The organism is Pontibacter kalidii, assembly GCF_026278245.1.
Classification (GTDB): Bacteria; Bacteroidota; Bacteroidia; order Cytophagales; family Hymenobacteraceae; genus Pontibacter; species Pontibacter kalidii.
In genome coordinates, this window is the sequence record NZ_CP111079.1 from 2,833,359 (window position 1) to 2,853,266 (window position 19,908).

The following is a 19,908-nucleotide window of genomic DNA, read 5'->3' on the forward strand; positions in this document are numbered from 1 at the left end:
TTCCGCTACTCTGATGCAAACCACAGGGTTGTCTCAGTCTCTAAAAACGTACTACTTCTGCTTTTATGTATAGAGGCAACAAAAACGCCTGCCGTTGCTGGCAGGCGCTCCTGTTTATACTTTGTCAAAGCTTACTCTATACCTTGCACCGGCTCCTGACCGGCCACCCAGAGGTCCACCATTTCGCCTATGCGAATTTTGGCGCCAACCTCGGCGAAAGGGCGCTGCCGAACCACGGTACCATCGGGCTCGTTGCTGCCCTGTACATAAAAAACGTTACCGATCTGCAGCCCCTGCCCTACCAGCAGCACAGAGGCCTCATCTACCGGCATGCCTACAACCTTCGGCATCTCGAACTCTGTCTCACCTAGGCCATCGCCCACATGCAGGTCCACCAAAGCCCCTTTCGGCACCATGTCGCCCGGTTTTATTTCCTTGCCATCCACAAACTGCTTCAGCACGGCATTCTGCTGCAGGTCCGGCACATACGTAATCTTGCCCTTGCGCAGGTCGTAGCTTTTCAGGATAAGCTCCGCGTTCTTCACCGATCCGTCGATGAGCCGTGGCATCTTGATCATCGGCGGGTTCTTCATGTTCACCGAGATGTAGATCTTGCGGTTCTCCTTCACCTTGGAGCCCGGGGCAGGGTCCTGTGTCAGGATCTGGAACGGCTTCTGGTCCGGCTTATAGGTAGAGTCGTTGATGAAGTAGCGCAGGTTCTGCTCCTCGAGCAACATTTCGGCGTCCTGCAGCTGCATGCCGGTTATCTTAGGCACCGAGATGCTCTCCCCGTGGTTGGTGGTAGAGGGCAGGTAATAGTAAAAGAAACCTAAGATCAGGGCCGCCACAACAACGCCCATGATCAGCAGGTGCCCTATCACACCTAAAAATGAATTCGATTTAAACATGCGTATTTTGGTTGCTGATTGTTAGTTAATAGATCTTCTCAACTCCCTAACTCCCAAACTTTCTAAGTCTCTAATTCCTAAATTTCTGCCTTCATACGGTTGCGCTCTATGCCGTAGGTCAGGATGCGGTCGATGAAGTCATAGGGTTTGTAACCGTTGATGGCGGTCTGGTGGAAAATACAGGTGGCCGGCGTCATACCTGGCAGCGAGTTCACCTCAATAATGATGGTCTCCACCTCTTCGTTCTCCAGCACGCGCACAAAAGCGTCGATGCGGGCATATCCTTCGATGTTCAAAATCTGGGCCACACGCCGCAGGTCCTCCTTTACTTTGTCAGAGATCTGCTGGCGGCGCTCCGGATCAGTGGCATAACGCGCAGGCGTGATGTTCTGTCCCTCCCCGGCCAGGAATTTCTCCTCCAGCGACAGCACTTCGCCCTCAGCCAGGGCCTCTGAGGCCTCGAATACCTCGTAACCCACCGTGCCATCCGGGTTATACTTGGTTAGCAAACCGCCCGTGATCTCCAGGAAGTGCTTCGCACCGTTCCTGCTGATGAGCGTTTCTACCAGGAAGCCTGCTTTATTCGGGAATTCTTCTTTAAAACCAAGCGAAAGCGTGCGGGCACACTCCGTATCCAGCTCCTCCATCTCCCGGAAAATCAGCGTGGTAAACGCTTCCAGTTCCTGGCGGTTCTTGATCTTCTTCACCGCAGAGCTACAGCCATCGTCGGCAGGCTTGGCAATGAACGGGTACTTGAATTCCGCCTCCAGGCTTTGGAAGAAAGCTTCTTTATCCTGCAGCCAGTCCTCTTTCCAGGCCATTTTATGATGTGCCACCGGCACGCCATGCCTGGCCAGGATTTCGTTGGTTTCATACTTGTTGATGGTGATCTGCGAAGAGCGGATGCCGGAACCGTTGTAGGGGATGTATAGTTTTTCCAACTCCTGCTGCAGCGCCCCGTCCTCTCCCGGACGACCGTGCAACGCGATGAACACCACGTCCACCAGGTTCTTCAGCTGATCGAAGGAGATACGCTGCGGCTCCTGCAGGCTGCGGCCCGTATACTTGCGTGTTATGCTTGCTGCCTCCTCCGTAATCTGGGCCAGCACCGGGTGCGGCTTACCCCCCTGCTCAAAGTATAACACCTTCTCTTTGATGTCGTCGGCGTTGTCTTTCAGCATGATGTTGATCGGGATAGCGTACAGGCGGTGCGCCTCGTTGCTTCCGGTCAGGAAGATGGGCAGCGGCTCATACTTTACAGAAGACGACAGCTTCTCGTAAATATTGCGCCCGCTCTCCACGGAAATATGGCGCTCCGAAGAATAACCACCCATGATCACACCCACGCGGATCTTCTCCTGGCGGTGCGCCTGCTCGTCTTTTATACTCTTATCCAGCTGCTGCAGCAAGCGCGACAGCCTTACCGTATCCTTCCCGGTCTTCAGGCGCTCAGCCACCGAGGTGCGGATAATGTAGGTCAGGAACTGCGACGGATTCAGCCCGATCTCAGCTGCCTGGTGGAAGAAGAACGACGAGGGCAGCATGCCCGAGGTCGTGTTCGGGTCGTTGAGGAAAATCTCGCCACCCTCGGTAATAAAGCCGTCCAGGCGGGCGTACACGTTGAACCCGAAGGCCGTAAACAGCCTGCTGGTGGCTTTTCGTATCTCTTGTATCTGCTCGGTTGGCAGGTTGATCGGCGTGATCTTGCGGCTCAGGCCCGGCAGGTATTTGGAGCGGTAGTCGAATACTTCGCTACCCTTCACGATCTCGGTTGGCGGCAGGGCAATAGGCTGGCCCTGCTCATCCTGCACCACGATGCACGAGAACTCCCGGCCCTGGATAAAGGCCTCTACCAGCACCTGCTGCTCGTGTTCCACGTTTGTCAGCGTGATGCTGTCGGTGGCGGTAGCGCTGAACGTATGGTTGATGTGGTTGAAAAGCTCCTCCGGGTGGTAGATGATCTGGCCATTCTCCAGCACCACCGGCATACCGATGCCCTCGCGGATGTCCACGAGATGCTTCATGCTCATCAGCTGCTTCTCCTCACCCATCGCCAGCCACTGGCTCTTGTAAATGGTTTTGGTGAAGAAGCTGCGCTCCATGCCGGCCTCAAAAGCATCAAAATCATCTTCCTTGATAATGGATACCCCAATAGACGAGCCCTGGTGCGGAGCCTTCAGCACCAGCGGCAAACTTAGGGCTGCCTTCAGCTGCTCGAAAATCTGGCGGCGGTTCTCCTTATTACTCCAATTGGTGTATTGTATGGTTCTGTAGTCCGGCGTCGGGAAGCCGTGCTGCTTGAGCATCTCCTTCTGCGCTGCTTTGTCAATACCAATGGCTGAGGGAAGTATACCTGATCCGGAATACGGAATGTGGTACCACTCCAGCAAACCCTGGATGCTGCCATCTTCGCCATAGGGGCCGTGCAGCGCCAGAAATGCAAAGTCGAAATGGTTTTTAAACTCATTCGGCTGCAGACGCTTACCCGCTTTGGCTATGATCTTGTCCTGCTGGGCTATACTAAGTTCACCCAGCGACTCCAGGTAAATCTGCAGGCCGTGCTCGCTCTCCGGCAGCGCCTCCACGGGCGGGTAAAAATCGCGGATGGTGCCCTTGTAGATGAACTGCCAGTCGAGCAGTATGAAGTTGCCCAGGCTGTCAACAAACACGGGTACAGCCTCGAAAAGAGACTTGTCCAGGTTATCGTATACCGTACGGCCACCTGCAAACGAGATTTCGCGCTCGCGCGACGGGCCACCAAAGATGATTCCTACTTTCATTATCGCAAAGGTAGTAAATGAGGGGCTTAAGTTAAGTAGAATTTAGGAGCTTAAAAAAATGCCACGGTTTATACTTTAAACAGCTGCACCAACGCTACTCCAAAAGCGTTTCCGCAGCGAAGGTTTATATACTTTATACAGGCTTGTGGTTCTTTTCTGCTGTACCGGGTCCAACCACCCCTGCCCCTCCTTATCCAAGGAGGGGAGCTCGGTTCAAGTTGCATAAGCCAAAGTATAAGTTTCATCGCCGCTGCTTTGCGTGGACAGGTTGCGACTTGTCCCTACAAGCATGAAACCCACCCCTGCCCCCTTCAAAGGGGGACTTATACTTGTTCCATAGCAATGGCCGTGGCTATCGAAATGATACCCAGTCCTTGGGTTGAGCGCCTATGCGAGTTTTTCCGGTGACGAGCGGCAGCGAGACAGCCCGAGGGACGAGGGCAGGAAAAGCTCCCAGCGCGATGCCAAAGGACGAGCCCTCTCGGGCTTGAGAGCAGAAAGTATACTATGGAACAAGTTGGTTGTAAAGCCGTGGAGGAACAGCGGCTAGCAAGTATAGCTTGTGTCAAGATGCGGGAAGCAAGGGCTAAGAGAGGCACAAGCGGACGCTTGCGCCAGAGAAGGCTTTCACCCTCCATAACCAAGGCACTTCAGGTGCCAGACGCCCGCAGGACCTTCCGACGCTGCGAGGTCTATAAAAACAGAAAAGCCACTGGCTTGCGGCACAGCGGCTAATCCTCCTTTGGCTATTCGTTTATACTTGTGAACGTAGACAAACAACGCGCGAGTATTGCTTTAAGTCTCTTTAAAACGGTGGTTCTTCGTCAAAGTTGGATGTCGGGAAGCCTCCACCACCACTGCCCCCGTCGTTCATGCGGCTGCCTAAACGGATGGCGCCCGGTGTCTCGGTATCGAAGGTGCTGTTTGGCAGTGCATTGAAACCGCCCATGGCATCCCCCCCGAAATCATTATCCAGGTTCGTAAACTTAGTATACTTGCCGATAAATTTCAACTGCACGTTCTCCAGCGAGCCGTTACGATGCTTGGCAATGATCACCTCGCCTACACCAGCCGTCGGGTTACCCATCTCATCCTCGGTGATGCCATAGTATTCCGGACGGTAGAGGAAGCACACCATGTCGGCGTCCTGCTCTATGGAGCCGGATTCACGAAGGTCAGAGAGCTGCGGGCGTTTATCACCGCCACGAGTCTCTACGGCACGGCTCAGCTGCGAGAGCGCGATCACCGGCACGTTCAGCTCCTTGGCCAGCATTTTAAGGGCACGCGAAATGGAGGCGATCTCCTGCTCACGGTTACCGCCACTCTTGCCGTCGGCATTGCCGCTCATCAGCTGCAGGTAGTCGATGATGATCATCTGGATATCGTACTGCGCCTTCAATCGACGGCACTTGGTGCGCAACTCACGGATCGAGAGGCCCGGCGTGTCGTCGATATAAATTGGCGCCTCAGTTAATTTGGCGATCTTATGGTTGAGCTGGGCCCACTCATACTCTTCCAGGCTTCCTTTCTTGATCTTCTCCGACTCCAGCTCCGCCTCCGAGGAAATCAGACGATTCACCAGCTGCAACGAGGACATCTCCAGGGAGAAAATAGCCACTCCTTTGCCAAAATCCACGGCGGCATTGCGCATCACTGAGAGTACGAAGGCCGTTTTACCCATCGCCGGACGTGCGGCAAGTATAACCAGGTCAGATTTTTGCCAGCCGGAAGTCACGCGGTCCAGGGCCGTCAGGCCGGTCGGCACGCCCGTCAAACCGTCCGACTGCTTGCGCTTTTCCTCCAGCTCCTTGATGGCCATGTGCATGAGCGAGCGCATGTCGTCGAAGTTCTTACGGATGTTGGACTCCGATACTTCATAGAGCTTGGCCTCTGTCTTATCGAGCAGCTCGAACACGTCGGTGGTATCCTCGAAAGCGCTGGAAAGCACCTCGGAGGAAATAGAGATCAAATCGCGTTTGATGGAGTTCTCCGTGATAATTCGGGCGTGGTACTCGATGTTAGCGGCAGAGTTAACACGGGTCGTCAGCTGTGTTACGTAGTAGGCGCCGCCAGCCAGCTCCAGTTCCCCGTGCTCGCGCAGCTCCTGCGTTACCGTCAGAATATCAATAGGTTCCGATTTATCGAATAGAGCAAGTATGGCCTTGAAAATACGCTGGTGCGACTCTTTGTAGAAACTCTGCGGGCGCAGAATATCAATCACATTGGTCAGGGCATCCTTTTCCAGCATTAGAGCGCCTAGCACGGCCTCCTCCAAATCAAGTGCCTGCGGTGGCTTCTTGCCCAACTCCGAAACTACGGGGGCTTTTTTCTGCCATCCGTTGCGGTTGCCCGCAGGCCGCACATTCATTTTCATCTCCTCCATAAGCACAAAGATATATCCTTATATATCCTGCACCCGAAAAATGTTCGTAAAAATTGCCCACCCGGCTATCAACACCCGCACACAGGGCTTTACACAGGATATCCACATCAATATACACATATCCACAATGTATCCACATATTAGCGTATAGCTATTTTAAATTAGCCAAGTACTTATAACTTTGCCTGATTAGTACACACTTGTTGCATATGGAGAAGAAGGATTTTCAGCACATACACCTTATCGCCGTGGGCGGTAGCATCATGCACAACCTGGCGCTGGCCCTGCACGACAAGGGCCAGCAAGTGACGGGTTCGGATGATGAAATTTACGAACCGGCCAGGAGCCGACTGGCCGCCGCGGGCATTCTACCGGAGCAGGAAGGCTGGTTTCCGGAGAAACTGAACGACCGGCCGGACGCGGTCATACTGGGCATGCACGCCCGCGCCGACAACCCGGAGCTGAAGCGCGCCCAGGAGCTGAACCTGCCGATCTACTCCTTCCCCGAGTTCATCTATGAGCAGAGCCGCGACAAGCAGCGCGTGGTGATAGGCGGCAGCCACGGCAAAACAACCATCACTAGCATGATCATGCACGTGCTCCGGCACATCGGCCGCAAGTTCGATTATGCGGTGGGCGCACAGTTGGAGGGCTTCGACCGCATGGTAAAACTCTCCGACGATGCACCGGTGATCATTATTGAGGGGGATGAGTACCTCTCGGACCCGATCAAGCGGGTACCCAAGTTCCACCTCTACCATCACCACATCGGCGTGATCAGCGGCATCAGCTGGGACCACATCAACGTGTTCCCGGACCCGGACATGTACCGCGACCAGTTCCGCATCTTTGCCGAGATGACGCCGAAGGCAGGCACCCTGATCTATAACCAGGACGATGAGCAGGTGCAGCTGGTGAGCGTGCCGCGCAACCCGGCCGATATTTCCTACATTGGCTACGGCGTACACGAGCATAGCATCCGAAACGGCAAAACCATCCTGCATACCAAGAAGGACGGCGATGTGGAGGTGCAGCTGTTCGGGGAGCACAACCTGCGCAACCTGAACGCGGCCAAGGAGGTGTGCAAGAAGATCGGCGTGAAAGCGTCAGATTTCTATGCGGCCATGAAAACCTTTAAGGGAGCGGCCAAGCGTCTGCAGAAGCTGGGAGAGTCGGGCACGGCCAACATTTACCGCGACTTTGCCCATGCCCCCTCCAAGGTAAAGGCCAGCACGGAGGCCGTAAAAAAGCAGTTCCCAGAGCGCGAGCTGGTGGCGGTGCTGGAGCTCCATACTTTCAGCAGCCTGAATAAGAAATTTATACCGCAGTACGCCGGTGCCCTGGCCCTGGCCGATGAGCCCATCGTGTTCTTCAGCCCCAAAACACTAGAACACAAGCGCATGGAGCCGCTGACGGAGCAGGAGCTGAGAGAGGCCTTTAAAAATCCTAACCTGAATGTATTCACCGACTCGGAGGCACTCGAGCAGCACTTGCTGGAGCGCAACTGGCAGAACGCCAACCTGCTCCTGATGAGCTCGGGCACTTATAACAACATTAATCTGGAGGCGCTAACGCAGGCGGTTCTGAAAGCATAGACAAGTATGAAACTACACCTCAAGCGCCCCATCGTATTCTTCGACTTGGAAACCACCGGCACCGACATCGGCAAAGACCGTATCGTGGAGCTGAGTGCCCTGAAGGTAATGCCCAACGGAGAGGAGATCCTGAAAACGCGCCGCATCCACCCTACCATCCCCATTCCACTGGAGTCGAGCCTGATCCACAAGATCTATGACGAGGACGTGGCCGACTGCCCTACCTTTAAGCAGGTAGCCCACGACCTAAGTAAGTTCCTGGAAGGGTGTGATTTGGGCGGCTATAACATCCTGCGCTTCGACATTCCGCTGCTGGCCGAGGAGTTCCTGCGCTGCGATATTGACTTTGACATCGAGAACCGTAACATCGTGGACGCCTGCCGCATTTTCCACCAGATGGAGCAGCGCACGCTGTCTGCGGCCTACAGGTTCTACTGCGACAAATCTTTGGATAACGCCCACAGCGCCGAGGCCGACACCGTGGCCACCTACGAGATACTGAAGGCCCAGCTCGAACGCTACCAGGAAACGCCTTACGAGACATCGGAAGGCATCACCGAGTACCCGGTGCAGAACGACATGGGCGCCCTGCACAAGTTCACGTTCCAGAAGACCGCTGACCTTTCGGGCCGCATTGTGTATAACAATTCCGGGCAGGAGGTTTTCAATTTCGGCAAGTATAAAAACGTGCCGGTGGAGGAAGTGCTGCAGAAAGAACCAAGCTACTACGACTGGATGATGAAAAGCGAGTTCCCGCTCTACACCAAGAAGATCCTGACCCGCATCAGATTGCGCGGCATGAAGGTATCTTAGCATAGTCAGTATGCAGCCGGGATAATTAAACCCCTACAGAAGTATAAAAACAGAAGCGGCCACTAAAGTATAGCGGCCGCTTCTGTTTTTATACTTCTTAGTTACTTTTCTTACTATCCCGCTCACGGTTCGGGCGGAGCCTCGGGTTTTCCTTCAGCAGGGTGTTACCTTCAGCATACCGGTGCTCACAGTTGTTGCCGGGTGCCCGCGAGGAGCACTGGCAGCCGGTGATGCGGTTACCTGAGAAAGTAAAGTAGCAAAAGCCGCAACCAATGGAGGACTTACAAATATGCCGGGCTCCCTTGCTGCTCAGGTACAGGCTGTTGTCGGCAGCCAGGTCCAGTTCTAGCGCCATACTTCTGTAAGCGCCGTTCTGTATGCCCAGACCTACCAGGTAGTAAGCCGGGTCGTCCTCTTTCGTCTCCTGCACCTTCCGGATCATCACCCGATCTACCACGGTGCCATCGCCAAACTCTTTGATGAAAGGTTGCATCAGCTGCTCTGTCGGCACGATATAGTCTACCGTATCAAACACGACCTGCGCCAGAAGCACGCCATCATAGGGCACCTCTGCCTCCAGTTCGCCACCTTCCGGGTTCTCCGCATTCTCCTCCTGTATAAACTCGCGGGTGGAGCAGGCGGAGGAGGCCAGCAGCAGGAAAAACAGCAGGTACAGCAACCCGCTTCTGTTCAGGGTGGCGCCGAGGGCACGGCTTCTTCTGTCTGTGGTCATGTTAGAGTTTATTAGCGCTTGTAGTATTTGAGCGCCTCAGGCATGTGCTTCTGCAGATCTGCCTGTCTGGTACCGGCGCTAGGGTGCGTGGAAAGGAACTCCGGCGGGGCCTGACCACCGCTTTTGGCTTCCATACGCTTCCAGAAAGATACAGCTTCTTCTGGATTATATCCAGCCATCGCCATAAAAATTAGGCCCAGCCTGTCAGCCTCCGATTCCTGCGTGCGGCCATACTTTAGCAGGCCCAACTGGGAGCCGGCACCATACACCGCCATCACCAGATTTTGCGCCGTACCCGGCTGCGCACCAGCCAGTGCCGACAGCGTCTGTCCACCGAACTGCTGCGCCAGTTGCTGGCTCATGCGCTCATTGCCATGCTTGGCTATGGCGTGGGCAATTTCGTGGCCCATGATCACGGCAAGGCCTGTCTCGTTCTGCGCCACCGGAAGTATACCGGTGTATACTACTGTTTTACCGCCTGCCATCGCCCATGCGTTCACCTGCTCATCCTCGATCAGGTTATGCTCCCAGGCAAAACCCTGCAGCTCACTGGACAGGCCGTTGGCTGCCATGTACTGCTCCACCGCCCGCTGTATGCGCTGGCCGGCACGCTTCACCATGGCCGTGGCCTGGGCATCGCGCGAGAGCTTGTTCTCCTTCAGGAATTGATTGTAGGCATCGTAGCTCAGCGATTGCATCTGCGCGTCAGACACCAGGTTAAGCTGTCGGCGGCCCGTGATCGGCACCGTCGTACAGGCCACAAACGTGACCACAGCTACTGTGAATACAATAATTTTCTTATACATCGTCTTTAATGATTTAATGGCTTTTAAAACCCAATTCAAATTTTGAACCAAATTTCTGAAAACCGCCCGCAATTATATGAACAAATTAGCATAAAACTATACTTAAAAACCTGCTTTAACGTTGATCTACTGATTCGCAATGGCTTAAAAAGTATGGTTCCTGCACACGTATACGACGCCTCCGATGCTTATAGTTATCAAGCTAGGCGCCTCTAGCAGTTGCACTGGCCGGAGGTAAAACAAGTCTGAACACGAGGTGCCTAACACGCTACACCTCCTATATTTTTTTGAGGATTATGCTAGGGCTCTCCGTAAGAAGTCCTATTTTTGAGAATAGAACCGAAAAATCCCTTTACATGAAGATATTAGCCATCGGCAGGAACTATGCCGATCATATTGCCGAACTCCAGAACGAGGTGCCCGACGAGCCTGTGATCTTTTTTAAACCCGACACAGCCGTCCTTCGCCACAACGAGCCCTTTTATTACCCGGAGTACAGCAACGACATTCACCACGAGGTGGAGCTGATTTTGCGCATCAGCCGCGAGGGCAAGAACATCGAGCAGAAATTCGCCCATAAGTACTACGACGCCATAGGCCTGGGCATTGATTTTACAGCCCGCGACCTGCAGGCAAAAGCTAAAAGCAAGGGCCTACCCTGGACGCTGGCCAAAGGTTTTAACGGCTCGGCCCCTGTCTCCGAGTTTCTGCCGTTATCAGACTTCCCCGATCTGCAGAACATCAGTTTCAGGCTGGATGTGAACGGTGAGACGAGGCAACAGGGCAATTCTAAGATGATGCTCAACTCCTTTGACGACATCATCGCTTACATTTCTAAATTCATCACCCTGAAGAAAGGGGACATTATTTATACAGGAACACCTCAGGGCGTAGGCCCCGTTAAAATTGGAGACAGGCTGGAAGGATATGTTGAAGACAAGAAACTCCTCGATTTTGAAGTTAAATAAGAAGCGGATTGCCACAGCCATACTTGGTTTGTTTTCCAGCTTTGGCGCCATGGCCCAGATGCCGGCAGAGCCGCCCATGCCGGCCCCGGCCGACTACTTCCTCTTCCCGATAAAGCCGGGTGAGCGCAATTACCTGTCGGGCACCATGGGCGAGATTCGCTCCAACCACTTCCACGGCGGGCTCGATATCAAGACCGATCAGCGCGTGGGCCTGAACGTACACGCCGCCGCCGACGGCTATATCTCACGGGTGAAGCAGTCTACCTACGGTTATGGCAACATCATCTATGTCACGCACCCCAACGGCCTGGTAACCACGTACGCGCACCTGCTGGAGTTTTACCAGCCGCTGGCCGACCATGTGCTGCAAAAGCAGTACGAGAAGCAGACTTTTGAGCTGGAGCTGTTCCCGGAGCCAGGGCAGTTCCCTGTGAAACGCGGCGACGTGATCGGCCTATCGGGTAACACCGGCGGCTCGGGTGGCCCGCACCTGCACTTCGAGATTCGCGACAAGGAAGACCGCCTGTACAACCCGCTGCGCTATACATTTAAGGAGGTGATCGACACCACGCCACCGGATATTTATAGTATAGGCATCGCGCCGCTTAACATCCACGCCAGGGTAAACAATGCGTTTGAGCGGGCCGAGCTGCGCACCAAAAAGGTAGGCAATAACTATACGTTGACCGACACGGTTTTCGCCCACGGCCTGCTGGGGCTGGAACTGCAGACCATCGACCGCCTCGACGGCGCTGCCAACAAGAACGGCACGCAGGAGGTAACGCTGTTCGTGAACGGGGAGCAGATGTATAACCACTACATCGACAGGGTACCTTTTGAGCTGTCGCGGCAAGTGTCGCAGCACATCAATTACGGCCAGTACAGGCGCCGTGGCAGTACGTTCCAGAAAGCATTTGTGGATTACGGCAACGACCTGCCGCTCTACAAGGCCAATGGCAGCGATGGCCGCCTGAAGGTGCACCCGGACTCGGTTTACCAGGTAAAGCTGGTGGCCCGCGACTCCTATAACAACACTTCCTCCCTGAGCTTCACGGTGAAGGGCCAAAAACCGGCCTTTACCCAAACCAGGTCTGCCACGGTGAAGAAGCCAAGTATAAACTACGAGATCCTGGGCAATGTGCTGCGGATAAACGCCGCCGATACCAGCGCCACACCCAAGAACATCGAGCTGTTTGTAGGCGGTGAGGAATTGATGCTGGTACCCAGCTACGTGAGCAACTCCATTGCCGTGGGCCTGTATGACCTGCGCGCCGGCCTGCCCGACTCGATGCGCTTCTGCGGGCTGAGCACAAGCTTTGGCCTGGAGCAGATGGTGCCGCCGGCGCAGGAGTTCCAGTTCCGTAACAGTTACCTGAAACTGGGCTTCGACAAACAGAGCCTGTACGACACGTTATACTTACAAACGAGCCTGGAAAACGGTGTATTCACGATCGGTGATTATTTCACGCCGCTGCACAAGGCCATTAAGGTAACGCTAAAGGCCGACACCACCGGCATAGACAAGAGCAAGGCTGCCGTATACTTCCTGGGCACCGGGCGAGGCCGCGGCTTTACCGGGGGCAAGTGGGAGGGCAACACCATCACCTTCACCACCCGGAACATGGGTAAGTTTAAAGTGATGGAAGATACCAAGGCCCCGACCATACGGTTGATCAGCAAGAGCCGCAACGGCATCAGCTTTAAAATAGCAGACGATCTCTCGGGCCTGAACTCCTATAATGCCTGGGTGGACGGAAAGTGGATCCTGATGAAGTATGAGCACAAACAGGCCACGATCTGGTCCGAAAAGCTGGATAAAAACATACCTTTATCGGGTGAGGTGATCCTGAAGGTAAGGGATAATGCCGGCAATGAGGCGGTGTATACTACCAGAATTTAATTTGATACCGTAGCACGACACACGTAGCACGTAGCACGACTTCAGGAATTGGTGCATTTCGTGCTACGTGTGTCGTGCTACTTGATACGTAAACAACTATGACACTAAACATCGGAGACAAAGCGCCTGCGTTTGAGGGCAGGGACCAGAACGGAAACACCGTAAAACTGAGCGACTACCGCGGCAAGAAAGTGGTTCTATACTTCTACCCGAAGGACAACACCCCCGGCTGCACGACCCAGAGCTGCAACCTGCGCGACAACTACAGCGACCTTAAAAAAGCAGGTTACGAAGTGATCGGCGTGAGTATAGACAGCGAGAAATCACACCAGAACTTCATCAGTAAGTATGAACTGCCTTTTACGCTCCTTGCCGATACCGATAAGAAGATCGTGGAGCAGTACGGGGTGTGGCAGGAAAAATCGATGTATGGCCGCAAGTACATGGGCACCATGCGCTACACCTTCGTCATCGATGAGGAAGGGACAATCCAAGACATCATCACCAAGGTAAAAACAAAGGAGCACGCCGCCCAGCTACTGAAATAAAACATTAACGCAGCTGCCCTCTTCGGCAGCTGCGTTTTTTTGTTATATTTGGACATCTGTAGAAACATTCTTTCTGCAAGGTGGGCCGCTTGTGCTTTAAAGGATAAGACCCGGAAATAGATTTTATTAATTCTTAACATAACCGAATACCGTGAACCCACATAACCTTAGCATCGAAGAGCTGAAGCAAACCGCCGCGCAGGTGCGCCGCGATATTGTGCGCATGGTGCATGCCGTGAACTCCGGCCACCCGGGCGGCTCGCTTGGCTGCACCGATTACTTCGTGTCACTGTACTTCAGGGTGATGAACTACAGCACCGATTTTACGATGGACGGCCAGGGCGAAGACCTGTTCTTCCTTTCCAACGGCCACATCTCGCCGGTATGGTACTCTGCACTGGCCCGCGCCGGCTTCTTTGATGTAAAAGAGCTGGCCACGTTCCGCAAGCTGGACTCCAGGCTGCAGGGCCACCCGACCACGCACGAAGGCTTACCGGGCATTCGCATCGCCTCCGGCTCGCTGGGCCAGGGACTTTCTGTGGCCATCGGCGCGGCACAGGCCAAGAAGCTCAACAACGATAATAACCTGGTGTACGTGCTGATGGGCGACGGCGAACTGGAGGAAGGCCAGATTTGGGAGGCCGCTATGTATGCCGCGCACCACAAAGTAGATAACATCATCGCCACCGTAGACAGAAACGGGCAGCAGATAGACGGCTCTACCGCAGAAGTAGCGGGCCTGGGCGACCTGCGCGCCAAATTCGAAGCCTTCGGCTGGCACGTGCTGGAGGCCGACGGCAACAACTTTGAGTTGCTGCTGCCTGCCCTGGAAGAGGCCAAGGCCACCACAGGCAAGGGCAAGCCGGTCATTATCCTGATGAACACGGAGATGGGCTTCGGCGTGGATTATATGATGGGCTCGCACAAGTGGCACGGCGTGGCACCGAACGATGAGCAGTTGGAGATAGCCCTGCAGCAACTGGCCGTAGAACAAGCATCCGATTACTAAGTTATACTTTCGGACCTGAGCCCACATCCTTCTGGTTTTAGCGCATGGTAAGCTGGAGCAAAAGTATAGCCTCCCTTCTTTTTTTGCTGATGATTTCGGCAACGGGAGGCGCTTTTGCCCAGGATAAAAAACCGCAGCCTAAAACACGCATCCTCTTTCTGCTGGATGCCTCGGGAAGTATGATGGCCAAGTGGGAGAACAGCGACCGCATGGCCGTCGCCAAAAGCCTGCTCAGCCACCTGGTGGACTCGCTCGACCAGTATGACAACGTGGAGGTGGCGCTGCGGGCCTACGGCCACCAGTTTGGCCGTGAGCGTAACGACTGCAAGGACACAAAGCTGGAGGTGCCTTTCGGGGAGGATAATGCTGATGCTATCAAGAAAAAGCTGGATGCCATTGTGCCCCGGGGCAACACGCCCATCACCTACTCGCTGCAGCAGGCCGCCGGCGATTTTCCGGAGGACCGCTCCCGCAACGTGGTGATCCTGATTACGGACGGGCTGGAGTCCTGCGGCGGCGACCCTTGCGCCACCTCCGAGGCACTGCAGCGGAAGCGTATTTTCCTGCGCCCCTTCGTGATCGGCATCGGCATTGAGCCAGAGCAGGAGAAACAGCTCAACTGCATAGGCCAGTACTTTAACGCCGCCGACATCAAGACGTTTGAGACGGTGCTGACCGAGATCGTGACGCAGGCGCTGAGTCAGACCACCGTGAGCGTGGAGCTGCTTGACGAGCAGAACCGCCCCAGTGAAACGGGCGTGAACATGACCTTTGTGAACGCCCTGACCGGTGAGGCAGAGTATGATTACGTGCATTACCTGGATGCCAACGGAAAAACCGACGTGCTGGACGTGGATGCCCTCCTGCCCTACCACCTGCTGGTGAACACCACACCGCCGGTGCTGGAGCGCAACCTGAGCATCAGGCCGGGCAGAAACAATATAATAAAGGTAAAGGCGCCGCAGGGGGAGTTATACCTGCGCCAGGATGGTCCCTCGCCTTACAAGCTACTGAACGCCATCGTGCGCCAGGCAGGCTCTGAGAAGACCCTGAACGTGCAGCCCTTCGGCAACCGGCACAAGTACCTGGCGGGCAAGTATGACCTGGAGATACTCACGATGCCGCGGATCATGCTCCGTAACGTGGAGCTGAAGCAGGGAGAGACGAACACTATCACCATCCCGCCGCCAGGCCAGCTGGCCATTCCCTCGCAGGTGCAAGGGTACGGCAGCGTGTACGAGCTGCACGAGAGTGGCGCCCAGCGCTGGCTTTACAACCTGCCGGAGGATAACAGCAAGGTCACCATGGCCCTGCAGCCCGGCAAGTATAAAATAGTGTACCGGATGAAATCCGCCCAGTCGAGCAAGTTCACTTTTGTGCAGGACTTCACCATACGATCGGGCGCAACCACTACCGTAAGGATTTTTAACAGATAAGGAGGCTTGCTAAAGTATAATTTAACCAGGCAGCGCCCTCTATAAGCTTAAGAAAAAATAGACAGATGAAAGAGTATACTTATACAGAGAAAAAAGACACGCGTTCCGGCTTCGGTGACGGTTTGTTAGAACTGGGCCGCCAGAACCCGAACGTGGTAGGCCTGTGCGCCGACCTGATCGGCTCCCTGAAAATGGGCGCTTTCCAGAAGGAATTCCCGGAGCGCTTCTTCCAGGTAGGTATTGCTGAGGCCAACATGATCGGCCTGGCAGCAGGGATGACCATCGGGGGTAAGATCCCGTTCACGGGCACCTTTGCCAACTTCTCCACCGGCCGCGTGTATGACCAGATCCGCCAGTCGGTGGCTTACTCGGGCAAGAACGTGAAGATCTGCGCCTCGCACGCGGGCCTCACCCTGGGCGAGGACGGTGCCACGCACCAGATCCTGGAAGACATCGGCATGATGAAGATGCTACCCGGCATGACCGTGATCAACCCATGCGACTATAACCAGACCAAAGCCGCCACCATCGCCATTGCCGAACACGAGGCCCCCGTATACCTGCGCTTTGGCCGCCCGGTGGTGCCCATCTTCACCCCTGCCGACCAGAAGTTTGAAATTGGCAAGGCCGTGATGCTCAACGAGGGAACCGACGTGAGTATCTTCGCCACCGGCCACCTGGTGTGGAAAGCCATACTTGCCGGAAAGATTCTGGCTGACAAAGGCATCTCTGCCGAGATCATCAACATCCACACCATAAAGCCGCTGGATACAGAGGCGGTGCTGAAGTCGGTGGCCAAAACGGGCTGCGTGGTAACGGCAGAGGAACACAACCGCATCGGCGGCCTGGGCGACAGCATTGCGCAGGCGCTGGCCACCACCAAACCCGCCCCGCAGGAGTATGTGGCCGTTAACGATACCTTCGGCGAGTCAGCCACCCCGGATGAACTGATGGAGAAGTATGGCCTGACGGAGAATGACATTGTGGCCGCCGTGGAGCGCGCCATGAGCAGGAAATAAGCAGGCCCAGACCTGCGCAGCATCATAAGAGGGAGGTACGGCGTTATCTCCCTCTGTTTTTAAGTATCATAGCCGTTGCCTCGGAATTAAAGTATAAACTGAGCCCGCCGTTTCTGTTTACCGATACCGCCCGTTGGAAGACAAAGAGCTACTTGAGAAATTTGCCCAGCCCGAGAGCCGCAACATGGCCTTTAACCAACTTGTGCGCAAGTACCAGGAGAAGATCTACTGGCACATCCGCAAGATGGTGATCGACCATGACGATGCCGACGACCTGACGCAGGACGTGTTTCTGAAAGTATGGAAGAACCTCGACAACTTCCGCCAGGATGCCCAGCTCTATACCTGGATCTACCGTATCGCCACCAACGAGTGCCTTTCCTTCCTCTCAAGCAAAAAGCGGAAATTTTTCCTGCCCCTCAACGACGTGACCGCCGAGCTGATGGAAAAGGTGGAGGCCAGCCCTGAACTGGCTGGGGATGAGGTGCAGATGAAACTGCAGAAGGCCATCCTGCGCCTACCTGAAAAGCAACGCCTGGTGTTTAACATGAAGTATTTCGATGAAATGAAGTATGAGGAAATGTCCGAGATATTGGGCACATCCGTAGGGGCTTTGAAGGCATCTTACCACATCGCGGTAAAAAAAATTGAAGAATTTGTAAAGCAGGATTAAACTATAGGGGGCAGCCCCTATCTAACAGGTAGAGTTCATAAAAATGAAGAAAGAATTTAAGCTCAGCGATATACCCAGGCGCAACCCTTACCAGGTACCGGAAGGCTACTTCGACCGGCTGCCAATGCGCGTGATGGAGCGTACTGCTGGCAGCGAGCAGGAACAGGTGGCTTGGCTGCCAAACCTGTGGCGCCCACTGCGCCTGGCTATAGCACCGCTGCTGTTACTGCTGCTGGTTTTCGTGGGCGTTTTCTACTATAGCATGACTGCCGGACAGGAGAGGCAGCTCATGAACCTGGCCACGATGTCGGATACCGAGATTGTGGATTACCTGAGTGCCTACACAACCATAGAGACAACAGACTTTGCCGAGCTAAGCACCCTGCGCGAGCAGGAACTTCCGGCTGAGGTCTTGAACGTAAGTGCCACGGCTGCCGAAGAGGAGCTGGAGTACTACCACCTGAACACACTTGATTACTAATTCACCCATGAAGCGTTTTACCTTTCTATTACTTTTTAGCTGCGCCCTGCTGTTTGGCAGCACCGTTGCCAAGGCCCAGGACAGCCGCACGCAGGAGCGCCAGGAGAGTGTGGAGGCTGCCAAAACTGCCTTCCTTACCGATAAAATGGGACTCAGCTCGGAGCAATCGCAGAAGTTCTGGCCCCTCTACAACGAGTATGAGGCCAAGCGCCGCAGCCTGATCAAAGGCTACCGCAGCGGCTACCGCCAGGATGTGGACGCCCTGAGCGAGCAGGAGGCAAAGTCGCGCATCGACCACATGTTTATAACAAAGGATAAAGAACTGGAACTGGAGAAAGAGTACGCTGGCAGGTACCTGAAGGTCATCTCCTATAAGCAACTGATAAAGCTTTACCGCGGTGAGCGGGAATTTACAAAAATGCTCCTCAAGCGCCTGGACGACAAGAGAGCGAACGATTAAGGTTAAAATTGGCTAAAGTTGAGAGTGGAAAGGGCGCTACCGTAATGGGGCGCCTTTTTCCGTTTCAGCGAAGTATAAACCTGAAGCCTTACAAGATGCCCCGGGTTTTATACTTAGTATACATCCAGCAGGAAGTTGATATCGTCGGAAGGCTTAAACTCCATTGGCTTATCGCTTTGCAGAAAGACACGCGCCGTGTGTGGCCCCAGCAACTTCATTCTGTCGCCCTGTACGCGCAGCATGCTGCCCTCGCGCAGGCCGATGACCGGTTGTTGGTTGTGGTGGTGGAATTCGGCAATGCGGGTGTCGCGTGTCTCGCCCATGTGCGTGGAGCCCGGGTCCGGGTCCAGGAAATGCGGGTTGATGTTGAACGGTACCAGCTGCAGCGCATCGAAGGTTTTTACATGCACAATCGGCATGTCGTTGGTGGTGCCGATGGTTTTGCCCGCTACATTGGTGCCGGCGCTGGTGCCCATGTAAGGCATGCCCTGCCGCACACGCTCCCGCAGCGGCTCCACCAGCTTGTTCTGGTAGAGCTGGCGTAGCAGCACAAAGGTGTTTCCACCTCCGATAAACACCGCTTCCGCCTCTTTTACGGCTTTCGCCGCATCATCATGCTCATGCACGCCGCTCACACTTACGCCCCATTTCTCAAAGGCCTCGCGCGCTTTAGAAGTATAATCCTTATGCGATATCCCCCCCGGGCGGGCGTAGGGTATAAACAAGATGCTCTTTTTACCCTCCAGCAGGGCCCTTACCTCCTGCTCTGCATGCTCCAGGTAACCGGTGCCGTGCGTGGTAGAGGTGCTTATCAAAAGTAAGTTTCTGCTCATACCCAAAGATAGGAAATTTGAGCATGAGCCGGCCAGGGGAAGTGGAAATTTGGGGGTGAGGGAGATGTAGGTATACTTCTTTTCAGCAGAAATTATACTTGCGTTGAAATGGCACGGACTGCCGGCCCGCACCAACGCATCTTGCTAAAAAAGCACTTCCCTTTTGAGAGGGATTGGATGTAATTTATACTTGCTATACTTGCAGGGACAGGTGAGGCTGAAGAAGTATGATTCATACGGCTACAGCAAACTTTCCGTGTCCATTTCCTATTATCAGATCTACCTATCCTTCTTCTGGGTCTTCAGCTTAAGCCTGATGGTTTCGAGGTATGGCTCCAGCTGGCGGTGGCTGGTGAGGGCACGCACAAGGCCGATACTTTTCAGGTCATACAAAAACCAAAGCTCCACATAGAAGTCGTGAAGCCAGTAGAGGTCGATTTTGCACCAGCCCTTGATGCGATGATGCAGGTAATGGCCCTGATCCAGGGCCAGCGTTGCCTGCAGGTGCGGCGGCAACTCATTGAATTCTTCGGCACTCATGGGTAAAATTCTGCTACACTGTC

The 19,908-nt window shown here is 54.6% G+C and carries 18 protein-coding genes; 11 read left to right on the forward strand and 7 right to left on the reverse strand.

The window, feature by feature from the left end:
- Positions 1-131: 131 nt before the first annotated feature.
- From OH144_RS11935 to dnaB, 3 genes are all read right to left on the reverse strand, one after another.
- Positions 132-908: a PASTA domain-containing protein gene (locus OH144_RS11935; protein WP_266202466.1), complete on the reverse strand. Its 777-nt coding sequence runs from the start codon at positions 906-908 to the stop codon at positions 132-134.
- A 77-nt stretch (positions 909-985) separates the two neighbouring features.
- Positions 986-3,688, reverse strand: a complete 2,703-nt coding sequence (locus OH144_RS11940; RefSeq protein ID WP_266202467.1) for a D-alanine--D-alanine ligase family protein — start codon at positions 3,686-3,688, stop codon at positions 986-988.
- An 805-nt stretch (positions 3,689-4,493) separates the two neighbouring features.
- On the reverse strand, positions 4,494-6,062 hold the full coding sequence (gene dnaB, locus OH144_RS11945; protein ID WP_456107243.1) for a replicative DNA helicase: 1,569 nt from the start codon (positions 6,060-6,062) through the stop codon (positions 4,494-4,496).
- Positions 6,063-6,280: 218 nt separating this feature from the next.
- On the opposite strand from dnaB, the gene OH144_RS11950 reads away from it, so the two are divergent.
- Entirely contained in the window at positions 6,281-7,666 is a 1,386-nt protein-coding gene (locus OH144_RS11950) for a UDP-N-acetylmuramate--L-alanine ligase (protein WP_266202469.1), read from the forward strand.
- 6 nt (positions 7,667-7,672) lie between these two features.
- Positions 7,673-8,479, forward strand: a complete 807-nt coding sequence (locus OH144_RS11955) for a 3'-5' exonuclease (RefSeq protein ID WP_266202470.1) — start codon at positions 7,673-7,675, stop codon at positions 8,477-8,479.
- Positions 8,480-8,576: 97 nt separating this feature from the next.
- Here OH144_RS11955 and OH144_RS11960 read toward each other — a convergent pair whose 3' ends face one another.
- Together OH144_RS11960 and OH144_RS11965 are read right to left on the reverse strand one after the other, a co-directional pair.
- Entirely contained in the window at positions 8,577-9,212 is a 636-nt protein-coding gene (locus OH144_RS11960) for a hypothetical protein (protein ID WP_266202471.1), read from the reverse strand.
- Positions 9,213-9,223: 11 nt separating this feature from the next.
- Complete coding sequence (locus OH144_RS11965) at positions 9,224-10,018, reverse strand: M48 family metallopeptidase (RefSeq protein ID WP_266202472.1); 795 nt, start codon at positions 10,016-10,018, stop codon at positions 9,224-9,226.
- A gap of 356 nt (positions 10,019-10,374) precedes the next feature.
- Here OH144_RS11965 and OH144_RS11970 point away from each other — a divergent pair, with 356 nt between their 5' ends.
- From OH144_RS11970 to OH144_RS12010, 9 genes are all read left to right on the forward strand, one after another.
- Entirely contained in the window at positions 10,375-10,986 is a 612-nt protein-coding gene (locus OH144_RS11970; protein WP_266202473.1) for a fumarylacetoacetate hydrolase family protein, read from the forward strand.
- The gene (locus OH144_RS11975) at positions 10,973-12,886 is read left to right on the forward strand and encodes a M23 family metallopeptidase (RefSeq protein ID WP_266202474.1); all 1,914 of its coding nucleotides are present in this window, start codon (positions 10,973-10,975) and stop codon (positions 12,884-12,886) included. The genes OH144_RS11970 and OH144_RS11975 overlap by 14 nt, the downstream gene beginning before the upstream one ends.
- 98 nt (positions 12,887-12,984) lie before the next feature.
- Positions 12,985-13,434 (forward strand): thioredoxin-dependent thiol peroxidase, encoded by a 450-nt coding sequence (gene bcp, locus OH144_RS11980; RefSeq protein WP_266202475.1) that lies wholly within the window; start codon positions 12,985-12,987, stop codon positions 13,432-13,434.
- Positions 13,435-13,585: 151 nt separating this feature from the next.
- Complete coding sequence (locus tag OH144_RS11985; protein ID WP_266202476.1) at positions 13,586-14,443, forward strand: transketolase; 858 nt, start codon at positions 13,586-13,588, stop codon at positions 14,441-14,443.
- Positions 14,444-14,532: 89 nt separating this feature from the next.
- Positions 14,533-15,879, forward strand: a complete 1,347-nt coding sequence (locus OH144_RS11990) for a vWA domain-containing protein (RefSeq protein ID WP_266202477.1) — start codon at positions 14,533-14,535, stop codon at positions 15,877-15,879.
- Between the two features lie 65 nt (positions 15,880-15,944).
- The gene (locus OH144_RS11995) at positions 15,945-16,898 is read left to right on the forward strand and encodes a transketolase family protein (RefSeq protein ID WP_266202478.1); all 954 of its coding nucleotides are present in this window, start codon (positions 15,945-15,947) and stop codon (positions 16,896-16,898) included.
- Between the two features lie 133 nt (positions 16,899-17,031).
- Positions 17,032-17,571 (forward strand): RNA polymerase sigma factor, encoded by a 540-nt coding sequence (locus OH144_RS12000; protein ID WP_266202479.1) that lies wholly within the window; start codon positions 17,032-17,034, stop codon positions 17,569-17,571.
- 43 nt (positions 17,572-17,614) lie between these two features.
- Complete coding sequence (locus OH144_RS12005; RefSeq protein ID WP_266202480.1) at positions 17,615-18,052, forward strand: hypothetical protein; 438 nt, start codon at positions 17,615-17,617, stop codon at positions 18,050-18,052.
- Between the two features lie 7 nt (positions 18,053-18,059).
- The gene (locus tag OH144_RS12010) at positions 18,060-18,512 is read left to right on the forward strand and encodes a hypothetical protein (protein WP_266202481.1); all 453 of its coding nucleotides are present in this window, start codon (positions 18,060-18,062) and stop codon (positions 18,510-18,512) included.
- Positions 18,513-18,625: 113 nt separating this feature from the next.
- Here the strand turns inward: OH144_RS12010 and pepE are convergent, their stop codons facing one another.
- Together pepE and OH144_RS12020 are read right to left on the reverse strand one after the other, a co-directional pair.
- Complete coding sequence (pepE, locus tag OH144_RS12015; RefSeq protein ID WP_266202482.1) at positions 18,626-19,345, reverse strand: dipeptidase PepE; 720 nt, start codon at positions 19,343-19,345, stop codon at positions 18,626-18,628.
- A gap of 279 nt (positions 19,346-19,624) precedes the next feature.
- On the reverse strand, positions 19,625-19,885 hold the full coding sequence (locus OH144_RS12020; protein ID WP_266202483.1) for a hypothetical protein: 261 nt from the start codon (positions 19,883-19,885) through the stop codon (positions 19,625-19,627).
- Between the last annotated feature and the right edge of the window lie 23 nt (positions 19,886-19,908).